12 protein-coding genes and 4 pseudogenes are annotated in these 16,008 nt (G+C 69.2%); 9 read left to right on the top strand and 7 right to left on the bottom strand.

Annotation, left to right across the window (positions count from 1 at the left end):
* Positions 1-7 precede the first annotated feature (7 nt).
* Complete coding sequence (locus tag G6N50_RS29980; protein WP_158086038.1) at positions 8-178, bottom strand: hypothetical protein; 171 nt, start codon at positions 176-178, stop codon at positions 8-10.
* Between the two features lie 108 nt (positions 179-286).
* Between G6N50_RS29980 and ctaD the strand changes: the two are divergent.
* From ctaD to G6N50_RS00255, 8 genes and pseudogenes are all read left to right on the top strand, one after another.
* Positions 287-2,030: pseudogene (gene ctaD, locus G6N50_RS00220) on the top strand (aa3-type cytochrome oxidase subunit I).
* Positions 2,031-2,053: 23 nt separating this feature from the next.
* A pseudogene (gene serB / locus G6N50_RS00225) lies at positions 2,054-3,288 on the top strand (phosphoserine phosphatase SerB).
* A 281-nt stretch (positions 3,289-3,569) separates the two neighbouring features.
* Positions 3,570-4,417: pseudogene (locus tag G6N50_RS00230) on the top strand (ABC transporter ATP-binding protein).
* Positions 4,414-5,244, top strand: a complete 831-nt coding sequence (locus G6N50_RS00235) for an NUDIX hydrolase (protein WP_083092729.1) — start codon at positions 4,414-4,416, stop codon at positions 5,242-5,244. The pseudogene G6N50_RS00230 and the gene G6N50_RS00235 overlap by 4 nt, the downstream one beginning before the upstream one ends.
* Entirely contained in the window at positions 5,241-6,005 is a 765-nt protein-coding gene (locus G6N50_RS00240; protein WP_142275406.1) for an enoyl-CoA hydratase, read from the top strand. The genes G6N50_RS00235 and G6N50_RS00240 overlap by 4 nt, the downstream gene beginning before the upstream one ends.
* 10 nt (positions 6,006-6,015) lie before the next feature.
* A complete protein-coding gene (locus tag G6N50_RS00245) occupies positions 6,016-6,987 on the top strand; it encodes a class I SAM-dependent methyltransferase (RefSeq protein ID WP_083092725.1) in 972 nt (323 codons plus the stop codon).
* A complete protein-coding gene (locus G6N50_RS00250) occupies positions 6,945-8,174 on the top strand; it encodes a class I SAM-dependent methyltransferase (protein ID WP_083093106.1) in 1,230 nt (409 codons plus the stop codon). Before G6N50_RS00245 ends, G6N50_RS00250 begins: the two co-directional genes overlap by 43 nt.
* Positions 8,175-8,244: 70 nt before the next feature.
* A complete protein-coding gene (locus G6N50_RS00255) occupies positions 8,245-8,925 on the top strand; it encodes an esterase (RefSeq protein WP_083092724.1) in 681 nt (226 codons plus the stop codon).
* Positions 8,926-8,947: 22 nt separating this feature from the next.
* Here G6N50_RS00255 and G6N50_RS00260 read toward each other — a convergent pair whose 3' ends face one another.
* Positions 8,948-9,337, bottom strand: a complete 390-nt coding sequence (locus G6N50_RS00260) for a DUF6264 family protein (protein ID WP_083092723.1) — start codon at positions 9,335-9,337, stop codon at positions 8,948-8,950.
* Positions 9,338-9,355: 18 nt separating this feature from the next.
* A complete protein-coding gene (locus tag G6N50_RS00265) occupies positions 9,356-10,618 on the bottom strand; it encodes an outer membrane protein assembly factor BamB family protein (RefSeq protein WP_232068857.1) in 1,263 nt (420 codons plus the stop codon).
* A 184-nt stretch (positions 10,619-10,802) separates the two neighbouring features.
* On the opposite strand from G6N50_RS00265, the gene G6N50_RS00270 reads away from it, so the two are divergent.
* The gene (locus G6N50_RS00270) at positions 10,803-11,540 is read left to right on the top strand and encodes an acyltransferase (protein ID WP_064952277.1); all 738 of its coding nucleotides are present in this window, start codon (positions 10,803-10,805) and stop codon (positions 11,538-11,540) included.
* Here G6N50_RS00270 and G6N50_RS00275 read toward each other — a convergent pair.
* From G6N50_RS00275 to G6N50_RS00290, 4 genes and pseudogenes are all read right to left on the bottom strand, one after another.
* Positions 11,537-11,890: pseudogene (locus tag G6N50_RS00275) on the bottom strand (DUF4333 domain-containing protein); the annotation flags it as partial. The gene G6N50_RS00270 and the pseudogene G6N50_RS00275 sit on opposite strands and share 4 nt — an antisense overlap.
* A 202-nt stretch (positions 11,891-12,092) precedes the next feature.
* A complete protein-coding gene (locus G6N50_RS00280; RefSeq protein WP_083092720.1) occupies positions 12,093-13,421 on the bottom strand; it encodes a cryptochrome/photolyase family protein in 1,329 nt (442 codons plus the stop codon).
* Between the two features lie 3 nt (positions 13,422-13,424).
* Positions 13,425-13,904 carry a TspO/MBR family protein gene (locus tag G6N50_RS00285; RefSeq protein ID WP_083092719.1) on the bottom strand — a complete coding sequence of 160 codons (480 nt, stop codon included), beginning with the start codon at positions 13,902-13,904 and terminating at the stop codon, positions 13,425-13,427.
* The gene (locus G6N50_RS00290; RefSeq protein ID WP_083092718.1) at positions 13,901-16,006 is read right to left on the bottom strand and encodes an MMPL family transporter; all 2,106 of its coding nucleotides are present in this window, start codon (positions 16,004-16,006) and stop codon (positions 13,901-13,903) included. The genes G6N50_RS00285 and G6N50_RS00290 overlap by 4 nt, the downstream gene beginning before the upstream one ends.
* Between the last annotated feature and the right edge of the window lie 2 nt (positions 16,007-16,008).

Consider the following 16,008-nt stretch of genomic DNA (forward strand, 5'->3'; position numbering starts at 1 on the left):
TCAGACGCTAACATCCGGCCAGCGTGGCGATCGTGAGCGCGGCGGCGCCGGGCGAAGGGGGTCGCCACGATCCGGCCAGCGTGGCGATCGTGAGCGCGGCGGCGCCAGGCGAAGGGGGTCGCCACGATCCGACCCCGGGCGGCGCCGCGCCGACGGACACGCCGCACCGCTGAGCCATTTACGACAGTTTGTAGGACCAGCCCTGACGTCGTCATGATCGACGGCTAAGATTCGTTCCAATACCGCCTTTTGGGCCAGTATCCGATCTGGATGTTTGGAGAAGCTGTTGACAGCCGAAGCGCCCCTTGGGAGAACTCGAGGCCGTTCGTCCGTACCCGGACCGCATGGGCCCCAAAGGGAACCTCGTCTACAAACTGATCACCACCACCGATCACAAGATGATCGGCATCATGTACACGGTCACCTGCTTCGCCTTCTTCTTCATCGGCGGGCTGATGGCGTTGCTGATGCGCACCGAGCTGGCCGCTCCCGGGCTGCAGTTCCTGTCGAACGAGCAGTTCAACCAGCTGTTCACCATGCACGGCACGATCATGCTGCTGCTGTACGCCACACCCGTGGTGTTCGGTTTCGCCAACCTGGTGCTGCCGCTGCAGATCGGTGCGCCCGACGTGGCCTTCCCACGGCTGAACGCCTTCTCGTACTGGCTGTTCTTGTTCGGCGGGCTGATCGCGGCGTCCGGCTTCATCGTCCCGGGCGGCGCCGCCGACTTCGGCTGGACGGCCTACACGCCGCTGTCCGACGCCATCCACTCACCCGGCGCCGGGGGAGACCTGTGGATCACCGGGCTGATCGTCGCGGGTCTGGGCACCATCCTGGGTGCGGTCAACATGATCACCACCGTGGTGTGTATGCGCGCCCCCGGCATGACCATGTTCCGGATGCCGATCTTCACCTGGAACATCCTGGTGACCTCGATCCTGATCCTGATCGCGTTTCCGATCCTGACCGCGGCGCTGTTCGGGCTGGCCGCCGACCGACATCTGGGCGCCCACGTCTATGACGCCGCCAACGGCGGAGTCTTGTTGTGGCAACACCTGTTCTGGTTCTTCGGCCATCCCGAGGTGTACATCATCGCGTTGCCGTTCTTCGGCATCGTCACCGAGATCTTCCCGGTGTTCTCGCGCAAGCCGGTCTTCGGCTACACCACCCTGGTGTACGCGACGCTGTCGATCGCCGCGCTGTCGGTCGCGGTGTGGGCGCACCACATGTTCGCCACCGGAGCCGTTCTGCTGCCGTTCTTCTCGTTCATGACGTACCTGATCGCGGTGCCGACCGGGATCAAGTTCTTCAACTGGATCGGCACGATGTGGAAGGGGCAGATCACCTTCGAGACGCCGATGCTGTTTTCGGTGGGCTTCCTGCTGACCTTCCTGCTGGGTGGTCTGACCGGCGTGCTGCTGGCCAGCCCGCCGCTGGACTTCCACGTCACCGACACCTACTTCGTGGTGGCGCACTTCCACTACGTGCTGTTCGGCACCATCGTGTTCGCCACCTATGCCGGCATCTATTTCTGGTTCCCGAAGATGACCGGCCGGCTGCTCGACGAGCGGCTGGGCAAGCTGCACTTCTGGTTGACCTTTATCGGGTTCCACACCACCTTCCTGGTGCAGCACTGGCTGGGTGACCTGGGCATGCCGCGCCGCTACGCGGACTACCTGCCCAGCGACGGCTTCCAGCCGTACAACGTCGTCTCCACGGTCGGCGCCTTCATCCTGGGCGCGTCGATGTTCCCGTTCGTCTGGAACGTGTTCAAGAGCTGGCGTTACGGCGAGGTCGTCACCGTCGACGACCCGTGGGGCTACGGCAACTCCCTGGAGTGGGCCACCAGCTGCCCGCCGCCGCGGCACAACTTCACCGAGCTGCCCCGAATCCGTTCGGAGCGACCGGCATTCGAGCTGCACTACCCGCACATGGTGGAGCGGCTGCGCGCCGAGGCGCACGTGGGCCGCGCGCACGGGCCCTCGGACAAGGATGTCACCAGACTGGACGACGTCCAGGTCCGCAGCTGATGGCCTGACAAGGGCTGTCGGGAGTGAACTCACCACCCAAGGTGTCGGTGCTGATCACCGTCACCGGCGTGGATCAACCTGGCGTGACGGCCACCCTCTTCGAGGCGCTGTCGCGGCACGGGGTCGAACTGCTCAACGTCGAACAGGTGGTGATCCGGCACCGCCTGACGCTGGGCGTGCTGGTGTGCTGCCCCGGCGACGTCGCCGATAGCGCGCAGCTGCGCGATGACGTCGAATCGGCCATCCGCAAGGTTGGTCTCGACGTCAGCATCGAGCGCAGCGACGACGTGCCGATCATGCGGGATCCCTCGACCCACACCATCTTCGTGCTGGGTAGGCCTATCACCGCCAGCGCGTTCGGCGCGGTGGCCCGCGAGGCGGCGGGCTGGGCGTCAACATCGACCTGATCCGCGGAGTCTCCGACTACCCGGTGATCGGCCTGGAACTGCGGGTCTCGGTGCCGCCGGGCGCGGACGGCGCCCTGCGAACCGTCCTGAACCGGGTGTCCAGCGAGGAACAGGTCGACGTCGCGGTCGAGGACTACACCCTGGAACGACGGGCCAAACGGCTCATCGTGTTCGACGTCGACTCGACGCTGGTGCAGGGCGAGGTCATCGAGATGCTGGCGGCCCGGGCGGGCGCCGAGGGCAAGGTCGCCGCGATCACCGACGCCGCGATGCGCGGCGAGCTCGACTTCGCGCAGTCGTTGGAGCAACGGGTGGCGACGCTGGCGGGCCTGCCCGCCAGCGTGATCGATGAGGTCGCCGACCAGCTCGAGCTGATGCCCGGCGCCCGCACCACGCTGCGGACCCTGCGGCGGTTGGGCTATGCCTGCGGCGTGGTGTCCGGGGGCTTCCGCCGCATCATCGAGCCGTTGGCCGAAGAGCTGATGCTGGACTATGTCGCGGCCAACGACTTGGAGATCGTCGACGGCACGCTCACCGGACGGGTGATCGGCCCCATCGTCGACAGGGCCGGAAAGGCCACGGCGCTAAGGGAATTCGCCGACCAGGTCGGGGTGCCGATGGCGCAGACCGTCGCCGTGGGCGACGGCGCCAACGACATCGACATGCTCGCCGCGGCCGGATTGGGGATCGCGTTCAACGCCAAGCCGGCGCTGCGGGAGGTCGCCGACGCGTCGCTGAGCCACCCCTACCTGGACACGGTGCTGTTCCTGTTGGGCGTGACGCGCGGGGAGATCGAGGCCGCCGATGCGGTCGACGGCGAGGTCCGCCGGGTGGAAATCCCGCCCGAGTGACCCCGTAGCGATCGCAAGCGCGGCGAAGCCGGGCGCGGCGGGTCGCTACGCATCCGGCCCCGTAGCGATCGCAAGCGCGGCGAAGCCGGGCGCGGCGGGTCGCTACGCATCCGGCCCCGTAGCGATCGCAAGCGCGGCGAAGCCGGGCGCGGCGGGTCGCTACGCATCCGGCCCCGTAGCGATCGCAAGCGCGGCGACGCCGGGCGCGGCGGGTCGCTACGCATCCGACCCCGTAGCGACCCGACAGGTATTCGAGCGCCGCGGTACGGCACGATGGTCGGGTGCCCGAAGCCGACCACACCAGCGAGGCAGCCGATCCCGATCTGCTGCTCGACTTCCGGCAGGTGTCGCTGCGCCGCGGCGGCAACGTTTTGGTCGGGCCGCTGGATTGGGCTGTCGAACTCGACGAACGCTGGGTGATCGTCGGGCCCAACGGGGCCGGCAAGACCTCGCTGCTGCGGATCGCCGCGGCGGCCGAACATCCCTCGTCCGGCATCGCTTTCGTGCTCGGCGAGCGGCTGGGCGGGTCGACGTGACCGAGTTGCGGTCCAGGATCGGGCTCAGCTCCTCGGCTTTGGCGCAGCGGATACCCACCGACGAGGTGGTGCGCGATCTCGTCGTCTCGGCCGGCTACGCGGTGCTGGGCAGGTGGCGGGAGCGCTACGACGACGTCGACTACCGCCGCGCGATCGACATGCTGGAGAGCCTGGGCGCCGAGCACCTCGCGGACCGCACCTACGGAACGCTGTCGGAAGGCGAGCGCAAGCGGGTGCTGATCGCCCGCGCGCTGATGACCGATCCCGAACTGCTGCTGCTCGACGAGCCCGCCGCCGGTTTGGACCTGGGCGGCCGCGAGGAATTGGTCGCGCGGCTGGCCGATCTGGCCGCCGACCCCGACGCGCCCGCCCTGGTGCTGGTCACCCACCACGTGGAGGAGATTCCGCCCGGGTTCAGCCACTGCATGCTGCTCTCGGGGGGCGAGGTGGTCGCCGCGGGATTGCTGACCGACGTCATGACGTCGGAGAATCTGTCCACTGCGTTCGGCCAAGCGATCGCCCTCGAGGTCGTCGACGGGCGCTATTTCGCGCGGCGAGTCCGTACCCGCGCAGCCCACCGGAGGCCGTTATGACGTCACCCGACCAAGCCCCGCTGATCGCGCGGCCGGCCGCCACCGTGATGCTGATCCGCGACGACCCGGGCGGTATCGCGGTCTTCCTGATGCGCCGGCACGCCAAGATGGAGTTCGCCGCGGGGACCATGGTGTTCCCCGGCGGCGGTGTCGACGACCGCGACCGCAACGCCGATATCGCGTGGGCCGGCCCGCCACCGCAGTGGTGGGCCCAGCGCTTCGGCATCGAACCCGACCTGGCCGAGGCGCTGGTCTGCGCCGCGGCCCGCGAGACGTTCGAGGAGTCGGGGGTGCTGTTCGCGGGGCCGGCTGGCCAGGCCGTTTCGGCACCGAACAGTATCGTCGACGACGCCTCGGTCTACGGCGAGGCCCGCCGCGCGCTGGCCGACGGGACGTTGTCATTCGCTGACTTCCTGCGCCGGGAAAACCTCGAGCTGCGCTCGGATCTGTTGCGGCCGTGGGCCAATTGGGTCACGCCGGAAGCCGAGCGCACCCGGCGCTACGACACCTATTTCTTCGTGGGTGCCCTGCCGCAGGGGCAGCGCGCCGACGGGGATAACACCGAGTCCGACCGGGCGGGCTGGACGACCCCGGAGGCGGCCATCGACGACTTCAAGGCCGGCCGCAGCTTCCTGCTGCCCCCGACGTGGACGCAGCTGGATTCGCTGGCCGGGCGAACCGTCGCCGAGGTGCTGGCCGTGGAGCGCCAGATCGTGCCGGTGCAGCCGAATCTGGAGATCCAGGGCGACAATTGGGTGTTCGAGTTCTTCGACTCCGACCGGTATCACCAGGCAAGGGAAGCGGGCGGCCTGGGGTGGCGGCATTGAGCGAGTTCGTCAGCGTGGTGGTCAGCGACGGCTCGCAGGACGCCGGGCTGGCCATGCTCCTGCTGTCGCGCCCGCCGACGAACGCCATGACCCGCCAGGTGTATCGGGAGGTCATCGCGGCGGCCGGAGAACTGGGGCGCCGCGACGACGCAGCGGTGGTGATCCTGTTCGGTGGCCACGAGATCTTCTCCGCGGGCGACGACATGCCCGAGCTGCGGACGCTGCGGAGCTCCGAGGCCGAGAGCGTGGCGCGGGTCCGGCAGGAGGCCATCGACGCCGTGGCGGCGATCCCCAAGCCGACCGTCGCCGCGATCACCGGGTACGCGCTGGGGGCCGGTCTCACGCTGGCCCTGGCCGCCGACTGGCGGATCAGCGGGGACAACGTGAAGTTCGGGGCGACCGAAATCTTGGCCGGCCTGGTGCCCGGCGGCGACGCGATGGCCCGGCTGACCCGGGTGGCCGGCGCGAGCAAGGCCAAGGAGTTGGTGTTCAGCGGCCGCTTCGTCGACGCGGACGAAGCCCTGGCGCTGGGCCTGATCGACGAGACGGTGGCCCCCGACGACGTGTACGACGCCGCCGCCGCGTGGGCGCGTCGCTTTCTCGACGGGCCGCGCCACGCGCTGGCCGCCGCCAAGGCCGGGATCAACGACGTCTTCGGCCTGGAGACGCCCGAGCGGCTCGCCGCCGAACGCCGGCGCTACGTCGAGGTGTTCTCCGCTGCTCAGGGCGGCGGCGACCTGGCGGATCCCGACGGCCGTTAGGCTGCCCTGCATGACCAGTTCGACCGACGCCGTCCCGACGCCACACGCCACCGCCGAGCAGGTGGAAGCCGCCCGGAACGACAGCAAGCTGGCCCAGGTCCTCTACCACGACTGGGAAGCCGAGACTTACGACGACAAGTGGTCGATCTCCTATGACCAGCGCTGCATCGACTACGCCCGCGGCCGCTTCGACGCCATCGTGCCGGACGAGGTGCTGCACGAGCTGCCCTACGACCGTGCCCTCGAATTAGGCTGTGGTACAGGGTTTTTCCTGCTCAACCTGATCCAGTCCGGGGTCGCCCGGCGCGGGTCGGTCACCGACCTGTCGCCGGGCATGGTCAAGGTGGCCACCCGCAACGGGCAGTCGCTGGGGCTCGACATCGACGGCCGGGTCGCCGACGCCGAGGGCATCCCGTACGAGGACAACACCTTCGACCTGGTCGTCGGGCACGCCGTGCTGCACCACATTCCCGATGTAGAGCTGTCGCTGCGCGAGGTGATCCGGGTGCTGCGCCCGGGCGGCCGGTTCGTCTTCGCCGGCGAACCGACCAGCGCCGGCGACGTATACGCCCGCGAGTTGTCCACCCTGACCTGGCGCATCGCCACCAACGTCACCAAGCTGCCCGGCCTGGGTGGCTGGCGGCGCCCGCAGGCCGAGCTCGACGAATCGTCCCGGGCCGCGGCGCTGGAGGCGATCGTCGACCTGCACACCTTCACGCCCGGTGACCTGGAGCGGATGGCCGCCAATGCCGGCGCCACCGAAGTGCGGACCGTCAGCGAAGAGTTCACCGCCGCGATGTTCGGCTGGCCGGTGCGCACCCTCGAGGCGTCGGTGCCGCCCGGGCGCCTGGGCTGGGGCTGGGCGAAATTCGCCTTCAACGGCTGGAAGACGCTGAGCTGGGTGGACGCCAACGTGTGGCGCCGCGTCGTCCCGAAGGGCTGGTTCTACAACGTGATGGTGACCGGGGTCAAACCCTCCTGAGCGTTGGGCTGCCATTCAGCACGGAGGACGTCGGCTATCTGCGGTCGCGCGCGGGCGCCGCGGCGCTGGCGGCGGTCGCCGAACTCGAACTGACGGACGCCACCCGGATCGGCGACGTCGCCGTCGCGCGCGCCCAATTCGGCGACCGGGCGGCGGTGCTGGTGGAGACGGTCCTGTTGCGTCGCCGCGCCTTGGAGAAACTAGGCGAGCTGGGTGCGTCGGATTGGCTGTTCACCGACGAGGCGCTGCAGCAGGCGACCGCGGCGCCGGTCGCCCTGCACCGTGCCAGGCGGCTGGCCCGTCGCGGCGTCGTCGTGCACGACGCGACCTGCTCGATCGGCACCGAGCTCGCCGCGCTCAGCCGCTGCGGCATCGCGGCGGTGGGCAGCGATATCGATCCGGTGCGCCTCGCGATGGCGCGCCACAACGTGGGGGAGGCGGCCTGGATCTGCCGCGCCGACGCGCTGCGCCCGGTCACCCGCGACGCCGTGCTCGTCGTCGACCCGGCCCGGCGCGTCGAGGGCCGGCGCCGGTCGCGCATCGAGGATTACCAGCCCGGCCTGGGCGCGTTGCTCGACGCCTACCGCGGCCGGGAATTCGTCGTAAAATGTGCTCCCGGAATCGATTTCGATGAGGTGCGGCGCCTGGGCTTTGCCGGGGAGATCGAGGTGACGTCGTATCGCGGTTCGGTCCGGGAAGCGTGCCTGTGGTCGGCCGGACTGGCGCGGCTGGGTGTGGGCCGACGGGCCACCCTCTTGGATCGCGGTGAGCAGCTCACCGACACAGATGCCGACGACTGCCCGGTGCGCCCGGTCGGGCGGTGGATCGTCGACCCGGACGGGGCCGTGGTCCGGGCCGGGCTGGTGCGCCACTACGGCGCGCGACACGGGCTGTGGCAGCTCGATCCCGACATCGCCTACCTCTCCGGCGATCGGCTGCCGGCGACCGACCGCGGGTTCGAGGTGCTCGACCAGCTGGTCTTCGACGAACGCCGGCTGCGCCAGGCGCTGGCGGCGCTGGACTGCGGGTCGCTGGAAGTCCTGGTGCGCGGGGTGCGGGTGGACCCGGACGCGCTGCGCAAACGGATGCGGCTGCGCGGGAGCCGATCGCTGTCGGTGGTCATCGCTCGCATCGGTGCGCGGAGCGCCAGCCGGGCGATGGCGTTCGTTTGCCGGCCCTCTCGATAGCGCCGGGTACGCTGGCGGCGTTACTTCCCCGGGCCACCGGCCCTGGCTAGTTTGCGAGGACAATTCCACGATGCGTTATGCGATAGCCGCTGCGCTGCTCATGGCGGCGGTCTCGGGCGCGCCGGCCGCGGCCGAGCCGCCGTCATGTGCCAGCCTGGGCGGCAGCATCGAGGCCGGCCAGATGTGCCATCTGCAGGCCACCGGCCCCAACTACACGCTCAACATGACCTTTCCCGCCGACTACCCGGACGGGCAGGCGCTGACCGACTACATCACCCAGAACCGGGACGGCTTCGTGGCCGTCGCGCAGAGTTCCGGGGGACGCGACCAGCCCTACCAACTGGAGGCCACCACCGAACAGCACGGCGCCGGGCAGCCGCCGCACAACACCCGCAGCGTCGTGCTCAAGTTCTTTCAGGACGTCGGGGGAGCGCACCCGTCGATCTGGTACAAGGCGTTCAACTACAACCTCGGGACCAAGCAGCCCATCACCTTCGACAACCTGTTCTCCCCGGGCGCCGCGCCGCTGGACGCGATCTTCCCGATCGTGCAGCGCGACCTGGAGCGCCAAACCCCTTTGGGCGCCGCGATTTTGCCGTCGACGGGACATGACCCTACGCACTACCAGAACTTCGCCATCACCGACGATCAGCTGATCTTCTACTTCGCCCCGGGCGAGATGCTGCCGGCGTTCGGCGGGCCGATGCAGGCCCAGGTGCCGCGCAACGCCATCCCGCCGCTCGCCATCTAGCGGGTCGCCACCCTCTGACGGCTCAGACCGGCCCGGCCTGTATCTCCATCGCCGCGGCGATGATGACCAGCACCACCTGCGCGACGCAACCGATGAGCGGGACGAAGAAGGCCCGGTTCCGCCGCACCAGGAAATACACGGCGACCACGATGTCGACGACCAGGAGGACGGCGCCGCCCCAGGTGCCCAGGTTCATGGCCCGGTCGACCCAGGCGGGATCGCCGCACTTCTGGGAACCGCACGGGTCGGTGCTCATCACGAGCAGGCCCAGCAGCACGAAGCTCGCCGTGTAGAGGCCGCCGTGGATGACCAGCAAGACGGACGTCGCCACGACGTCGGCGGTGCTGGCGCGCGGGCTTGCCGCGGTTTTGGTCATCGCGACGCCGTGCGTCGCGGGGTCGTCAATCGGCACCCGAGAAGTATGTCCCGGTCAGGCCGGCGCAAAACCGTAGACCTGGCCGTCGCTGGTGGCGGCCACCACCCGGCGGTCGGTGCCGACCGACACCCCCACCGGATATCCGGTCGCCGCCGGAAGCGGATAGCTGTTCAGCGTGCGGCCGCTGCCCGGGTCGAAGATCAGCAGCGACATGCCGGGGGCGCCGTTCGCAGGTGGCCCGCTGACCACCGTGTAGCCGACGCCCGTGCCGGCCAGGCTCGACGTCGAGAGCGGCAGCACGTCGTCGCGGCGCCACACCTGATCGGCGTGATCACCGGCATCCTTGAACGCCGCCAGCCGGGTGTCGGGCCCGCCACCCGCCACGATCAGCCCCTGCGGGGTGACCGCGGGCGGCGTCTGCGCCAAGAAGCCCAGCGGCGCCGACCATTTCACCTTCGCGTCGGCGGCGCGCAGTGCCCACAGGCGTTGGTCGCGGCCGTTGACGTAGACGGTCGACCCGTCGGCCGACAGCACCGGGCTGGCGATGACACCGGCGCCGACGGCGTCGCTGGTCCATTCGCGGCTCAGCAGCGGCGACTGCCCGGGGTGGTACTTCAGCCCCACCAGACCCGCGGCGGGAGCGCCGGGCTGCCAGACACCGAGCACCACCATCCCGTTGCCGGTCGACACGGCGGGCGCGGCCGCGATCGGACAGCCTTGGCGGGCCGGCGCGCAATCGGCCAGCCCACGCGCGGCGTCGATGGGGTCGACGCCGTCGACCAGATCGAGCGGACTCCCGGCCACCTGGCCGCGATGGGAGTCGAAGACCAGCACCTGTCCCAGGTGCGTGGCCACGAGCAGCTCGCCCGGCGCGATGAACCGCGGCGTGGTCGGCATGCCGATCACCGGCTGGCGCCACCGCGTCCACTGGGTCACCGGAAAGGACACGAACGCTCCCGGCTGGCCGACGTAGAGGTTGTCGAACCCGTCGAGTAGCGGTCCGGCGAAGCCGCCGCCCTGGGCCAGCCGCACACACCAGCGCTGCCGCCCGTTGTGGTTGTTCTCCCACTCCATCAGCGAGCATCCCGCCGAGGTCTGGGCGTTGAGGGCCAGATAGCCGCGTGCGCTCAGCGCCGGACCGGCGGCCAGGCTTCCCTTGACCGACCGGGTCCACTGCAGCGAGAGCTTGGTGGCCCCGCCGGTGGCTGTGTAGCTGCTGTTGGCGGCGTCGGCGTATTGCGCCGGCCAGCCCTGGGCGGCCGAGGCGTCGACCCACGAGTCGGTGTTGCCGCACGCGCCGAGCACAGCCGCCAGCACTACGGATGACCAACGCCGGAGCCCACTGACGAGTTGTCGGGCAAGCACCTTCGGTTTTCCAAATCCTTCTTGCGAGGCGGGCCGCTCGCGGGCAGGCCCGGCCGATCGGCGGCAATCGAGTACAGGTGAGGGTAACCCGTGGCGGTTTCCGGGCTCGCGATTGACCGAGTTAGGCTGTCCGGCCATGACGAGCATGTGGGGTGCACCGGTCCATCGCCGCTGGCGTGGATCGAACCTCCGGGACCCGCGCCAGGCCAAGTTCCTCACGCTGGCCTCGCTGAAATGGGTGCTGCGCAACCGCGCGTACACCCCGTGGTACCTGGTTCGCTACTGGCGGCTGCTGAAGTTCAAGCTGGCCAACCCGCACATCATCACCCGGGGCATGGTGTTTCTCGGCAAGGGCGTGGAGATCCACGCGACGCCCGAGCTCGCGCAGCTCGAGATCGGTCGGTGGGTGCACATCGGCGACAAGAACACCATCCGCGCCCATGAGGGCTCGCTGCGGTTCGGCGACAAGGTGGTGCTGGGTCGCGACAACGTCATCAACGCCTACCTCGACATCGAGCTCGGCGATTCGGTGTTGATGGCCGACTGGTGCTACGTCTGCGATTTCGACCACCGCATGGACAACATCGACCTGCCGATCAAGGACCAGGGCATCGTCAAGTCCCCGGTGCGGATCGGCCCGGACACCTGGGTGGGCGTCAAGGTGTCGGTGCTGCGTGGCACGTCCGTCGGACGGGGTTGCGTGCTGGGTTCTCACGCGGTGGTCCGCGGGGTGATCCCGGACTACTCGATCGCGGTCGGCGCGCCGGCCAAGGTGGTCAAGAACCGCCAGCTCGCCTGGGAGAGCTCGGCGGCGCAGCGCGCCGAGTTGGCGGCCGCGCTGGCCGACATCGAACGCAAAAAGGCCGCCCGCTAGCCGGCCGCCTGCGGCTGCTCGTCGACCTTGAAGTGGAAGTTGACGTCGCCGGCGTCGACGTCCGTCACGGTCACCAGCACGCCGTACTTGTCGGTGCCATCCGTGAGCTGACACCGCAGCGTCGCTCCCGCAACGCCTTTCAGGTTGTCGGGGCAGGTGACCGCGTCCGGCCTCCTGCCGACCTGCTGGCCGACCTGGGTGCTGATCGCGCTGGCGACCTGGTTCTTGTCGACGGTCTCCACCATGTCGAACTTGACGTCCTTGCCGTCGACGCTGGTCACGGAGACGTTGACGTTGAAGGGCCGGTCTTTGACCTTCATGTCGCAGTTGATCTGCGCCCCGACCTTCGCGGAAGGACGATTCAGCAAACGCCTGCCGGCGGGGATGGCCGTTGCTGGGGTTCCCGCCCACCAAAGGCCACTCACGTCACATCAGTAACGTTGCCGCACCATAAATCGCTTTTTGAATCCGCTAGCGCGGGCGCTAACGGGCCGGCGAACGGTGCACACCAGTTCGCCGGGCCCCCGCCGGGGTCGCGATGGCGAAGCGGAATCAGAGGCTCTGATAGCGCCGCAGCGCTTCGGTGCGCTCGGCTGCGTGATCGACGATCGGCGCGGGGTAGCCGTCCGGCCGATCGCCCTTGCGTAGGTGCACGTCGTCGGCCGAGCGCAGTTCGGGCACCCAGCGCCGGATGTAGTCGCCCGACGGGTCGAATTTCTCGCCCTGTGTGATCGGGTTGAACACCCGGAAATAGGGCGCGGCATCGGTACCGCAGCCCGCACACCACTGCCAGCCATGCTGATTGTTCGCCATGTCGCCGTCCACCAGCTGGTCCAGGAACCATTCGGCCCCCCATTGCCACGGCAGGTGAAGGTCCTTGACCAGAAACGAGGCAACGATCATCCGCACCCGGTTGTGCATGAATCCGGTTTCGCGCAGCTGACGCATCCCGGCGTCGACGAAGGGAAACCCCGTCTCGCCAGCCTTCCACGCCTCGAAGCGGCGTCTGGCCTCGGCGCCGGTGTCGGTCTGGATGCCGTCGAAATCGCTGTTCCAGTTGCGCCAGGTGCTGGCCGGCCAGTGGTGCAGCACGTCGGCGTAGAAGTCGCGAAAAGCCAACTCCCGCAAGAAGGCTTGCGCGCCGCCGCTGCCCAGGTCCAGGTCCGCGACCAGGGTGCGGGGATGAATGGCGCCGAACTTCAGGTGCGCCGACATACGGCTGGTCCCCTTCAGGTCGGGCCGGTCGCGGTCCTTGCCGTATCCCGCTAATCCGTTGTCGACGAACGACTTCCATTGTTTGCGCGCCGCCGCTTCGCCGGCGGCGACCTCGAGTTCGGGCCCGGGATCGGGGATCTCGCACTGCTTGATCCGCAGTTGGGCCGGGTCCAGCCAGCGTGCGGACTTGGCGTTCGACTTCGCCGGCCCTCGCCATCCGGTCTTCTGCCACTGACGCAGAAACGGGGTGAACACCTTGTACGGCGAGCCATCCGGCTTGGTGACCCGGCCGGGCGAGACCAGATACGGCGACCCCGTCGCCACCAGCGGCACCGAATCCAGTGCCGCGCGCACCCGCTCGTCGCGGCGCTTTCCGAACGGCGCGAAGTCCTCCGAGATATGTACCGACGACGCGCCGATTTCCTTGGCGATCCGGGGAATTTGCGTGTGCGGTTGCCCGCGGGCGACCAGCAGCCGGCCGTCAAGATCGTCGCGCAGCCGCCGCAGCGAGTCACCCAGGTACTGCAACCGGCGTTGTCCCGATGATTTCTCCAGGCGCGGATCGAGCACGAAGCAGGCGAGCACCTCATCGTTCTCGGCCGCGGCGATGAGCGCCGGATTGTCACGCAACCGCAGATCGCGGCGAAACCACAACAGTGCCGGCATGATCTATCGGTTGAGTCGCCAGATGTGGGTGGACAAGATGGTCGCGAAGCCACACCACACCGGATAGGGCAGCAGCGCCAGGCCACCGCGCGGAGTGACTTCGGCCGTGCGCCTGACCAGATCGGCGCTACTGACGGCGAGCGCCGCGGCGCCGACCGCGGACGCGCCGAGTTTGTGGTACCGGAAGAACAGCCAGCTCCATCCGGCGTTCAGCAGCAGGTTCGCCGTCAGCGCCACGGCGTAGTTGCGTGCCTTGTCCTGCTGCCCGGTCTCGCGAAACCGGTCGATGGCCACCGCCGACGTGGCCGCGATGTCACCGTAGAGCGTGGTCCACACCGTGGGGAAGGCGGCGCGGGGCGGCTGGTAGGAGGGCTTGCGGAGCCGCGAGTACCACCCGGACATGGCGCCGCCGCTGGCAATGCTTCCGGCGCCGGCAGCGGCGGCGACGGCAAGGCTGGTTGCGGCCAGGATCGACCTGTTCACGTCGTGCTCCGTTCTGGTTGTTTCCGATCCGCTTGTCGCTCAACGGCTTCGGGGTGGATGGGGTTGGTGGGCCACCAGATCCGATCGCCGATGAGGGCGAACAATGCAGGGATGACCAGGGTGCGTACCACGAAGGTGTCGAGCAGGATTCCCAGCCCGACGATGATCCCCAGTTGGGTCAGGACGATCAACGGCAACACCCCAAGCACGCAGAACACTGCGGCCAAAACGATTCCGGCGCTGGTGATTACGCTGCCGGTGGCCGACACCGCGCCCACCATACCCGCGCGGGCGCCGTGCCGCGCGGCTTCCTCGCGGGCGCGGGTTACCAGAAATATGGTGTAGTCCACGCCGAGGGCCGCCAAGAACAGGAAGGCGAACAAGGGGGTGGTGTTGTCCAGCGCCGGGAAGCCGAAGACATGCAGGCTCGCCCAGCCGCCCAGGCCCAGCGCGGCCAGCGCGCCCAAAATCGTTGCCGCCAGCAGCGTCGGCGGCGCCAGCGCCGACCGCAGCAACACGTACAGGACGATCAGAATCACGGCCAGGATCGCCGGGATCAGCAAGATCCGGTCATGCGTCGCCGCGTCACGAATGTCCAGGGCCTGCGCGTCGGCCCCGCCCACCAGCGCACCGGGGTCGGCGGCCCGGGTCGAATCCCGAAGCGCGGCAATGACGCTGAACGCCCCCTTTGACGACGGCGGCGCGTCGATCACCACCGACCACTGCGTCAGCCCGGACCCCGACCGGCCGGACTCGGTCACCGAGACGACACCGGGGGTGGCCTTGATCGCCTGCTGCACGGGCGACGCGTGATCGGTGGAACTGACGACCAGCGTCGGATTGGTGAGGCCGGCCGGAAAATGTTGGGCCACAACGTTGTAGCCGGACACCGAGTCGGCGCGCACCCTGAACTGCTCGGTCTGCGACAAACCGATCCGGGTTCCCAGCAAGCCGGTGCCCAGGGCCGCCAGCACCGCGGCCGCGACCGCCGCAACCAGTGCGGGGCGCCGGTTCACCCATTCCGCGACGCGGCGCCACGCTCCGGAGTCCAGGGTTTCGTCGTCCCCGGCGTGCGGGATAAACGGCCAGAACAGTCGCCGGCCGCACAGGGCCAGCAGCGGGGGCAAGATTGCCAGCACCGAAATCGCGGCGACCACGAGTCCGCAGGCCGCCAGCGCGCCAAGACTGCGGGTGCTCGGGGTGAACGCGAACAGCAGCGTGAGCAGCGCCAGTACCACGGTGGCGTTGCTGGCGACGATGGCCGGCCCGGCCCTGCGCACGGCCTGACGTAGGGCGGCGCGGTGCGCGGAATGGTGGCGGAGCTCTTGGCGGTACCGGGAGATCAGCAGCAGGGCGTAATTGGTGCCGGCGCCGAAGACCAGCACGCTGGTGATCCCGGAGGTGGCGCCGTCGAAGCTCAAGCCGGTCAGCGATGCCACCGCCGTGCCGACCGCGGCCGCCACTCGATCGGCGAACCCGACCACGAGCAGCGGTATCAGCCACAGCACCGGCGAGCGGTACGTGGCGATCAGCAGCAGGGCCACCACCGCTGTCGTCACCGCGAGCAAGGTGATGTTCGCGTTCGTGAACGCGCTGGCGATGTCCGCGCCGAACGCCGGGCCGCCCGTCACGTGCACCTGCAGATCCGCGGGCAGGCCGTCGGCCGCGGCGGTGCGCAGCGTGGTGACGACGTGGCCCAGGGCCAGCCCCGACAGCCCGGCGCTGATGGGCACCACGCCCAGGGCGGCCTTGCCGTCCTGCGACACCATCAGTGGCGCCGCCGGAAAACCGTCTCCGGGCTGCGCGGACTCCTGTACCCGGTGGCGAGCGGCCTGGGCGGCGGCGATATCCAACGAGCCCAGGACGCCGCCATCGGTGCGGCTGAACACGACGATCAGCGGGGCATTCTGATCCCCGGGAAACTGCCTGGCCAGCCGCTCTACCTGGGCTGATTGCGAGTCCAACGGGACGGATTGCGGGGACTGGCCCGCGGCCGCGTTGCCGCCGATCAGAGCCATCAGGCCGATCCCCAGCACGGCGGTGACCAGCGCGATCAGCCAAGAACGGCGGCCGGTCACAGCGGCGGCCAAGGGATCCCACACAC

The sequence above is a fragment of the Mycobacterium mantenii genome (assembly GCF_010731775.1).
In the GTDB taxonomy this organism is placed as follows: domain Bacteria; phylum Actinomycetota; class Actinomycetes; order Mycobacteriales; family Mycobacteriaceae; genus Mycobacterium; species Mycobacterium mantenii.

Bases quoted from the DNA above. Each gene is read 5' to 3' on its own strand.
- G6N50_RS00270 (WP_064952277.1), top strand. From the start codon at position 10,803: ATGACGAGCATGTGGGGTGCACCGGTCCATCGCCGCTGGCGTGGATCG.
- G6N50_RS00235 (WP_083092729.1), top strand. From the start codon at position 4,414: ATGACGTCACCCGACCAAGCCCCGCTGATCGCGCGGCCGGCCGCCACC.
- G6N50_RS00245 (WP_083092725.1), top strand. From the start codon at position 6,016: ATGACCAGTTCGACCGACGCCGTCCCGACGCCACACGCCACCGCCGAG.
- G6N50_RS00280 (WP_083092720.1), bottom strand. From the start codon at position 13,421: ATGCCGGCACTGTTGTGGTTTCGCCGCGATCTGCGGTTGCGTGACAAT.
- G6N50_RS29980 (WP_158086038.1), bottom strand. From the start codon at position 178: ATGGCTCAGCGGTGCGGCGTGTCCGTCGGCGCGGCGCCGCCCGGGGTC.
- G6N50_RS00255 (WP_083092724.1), top strand. From the start codon at position 8,245: ATGCGTTATGCGATAGCCGCTGCGCTGCTCATGGCGGCGGTCTCGGGC.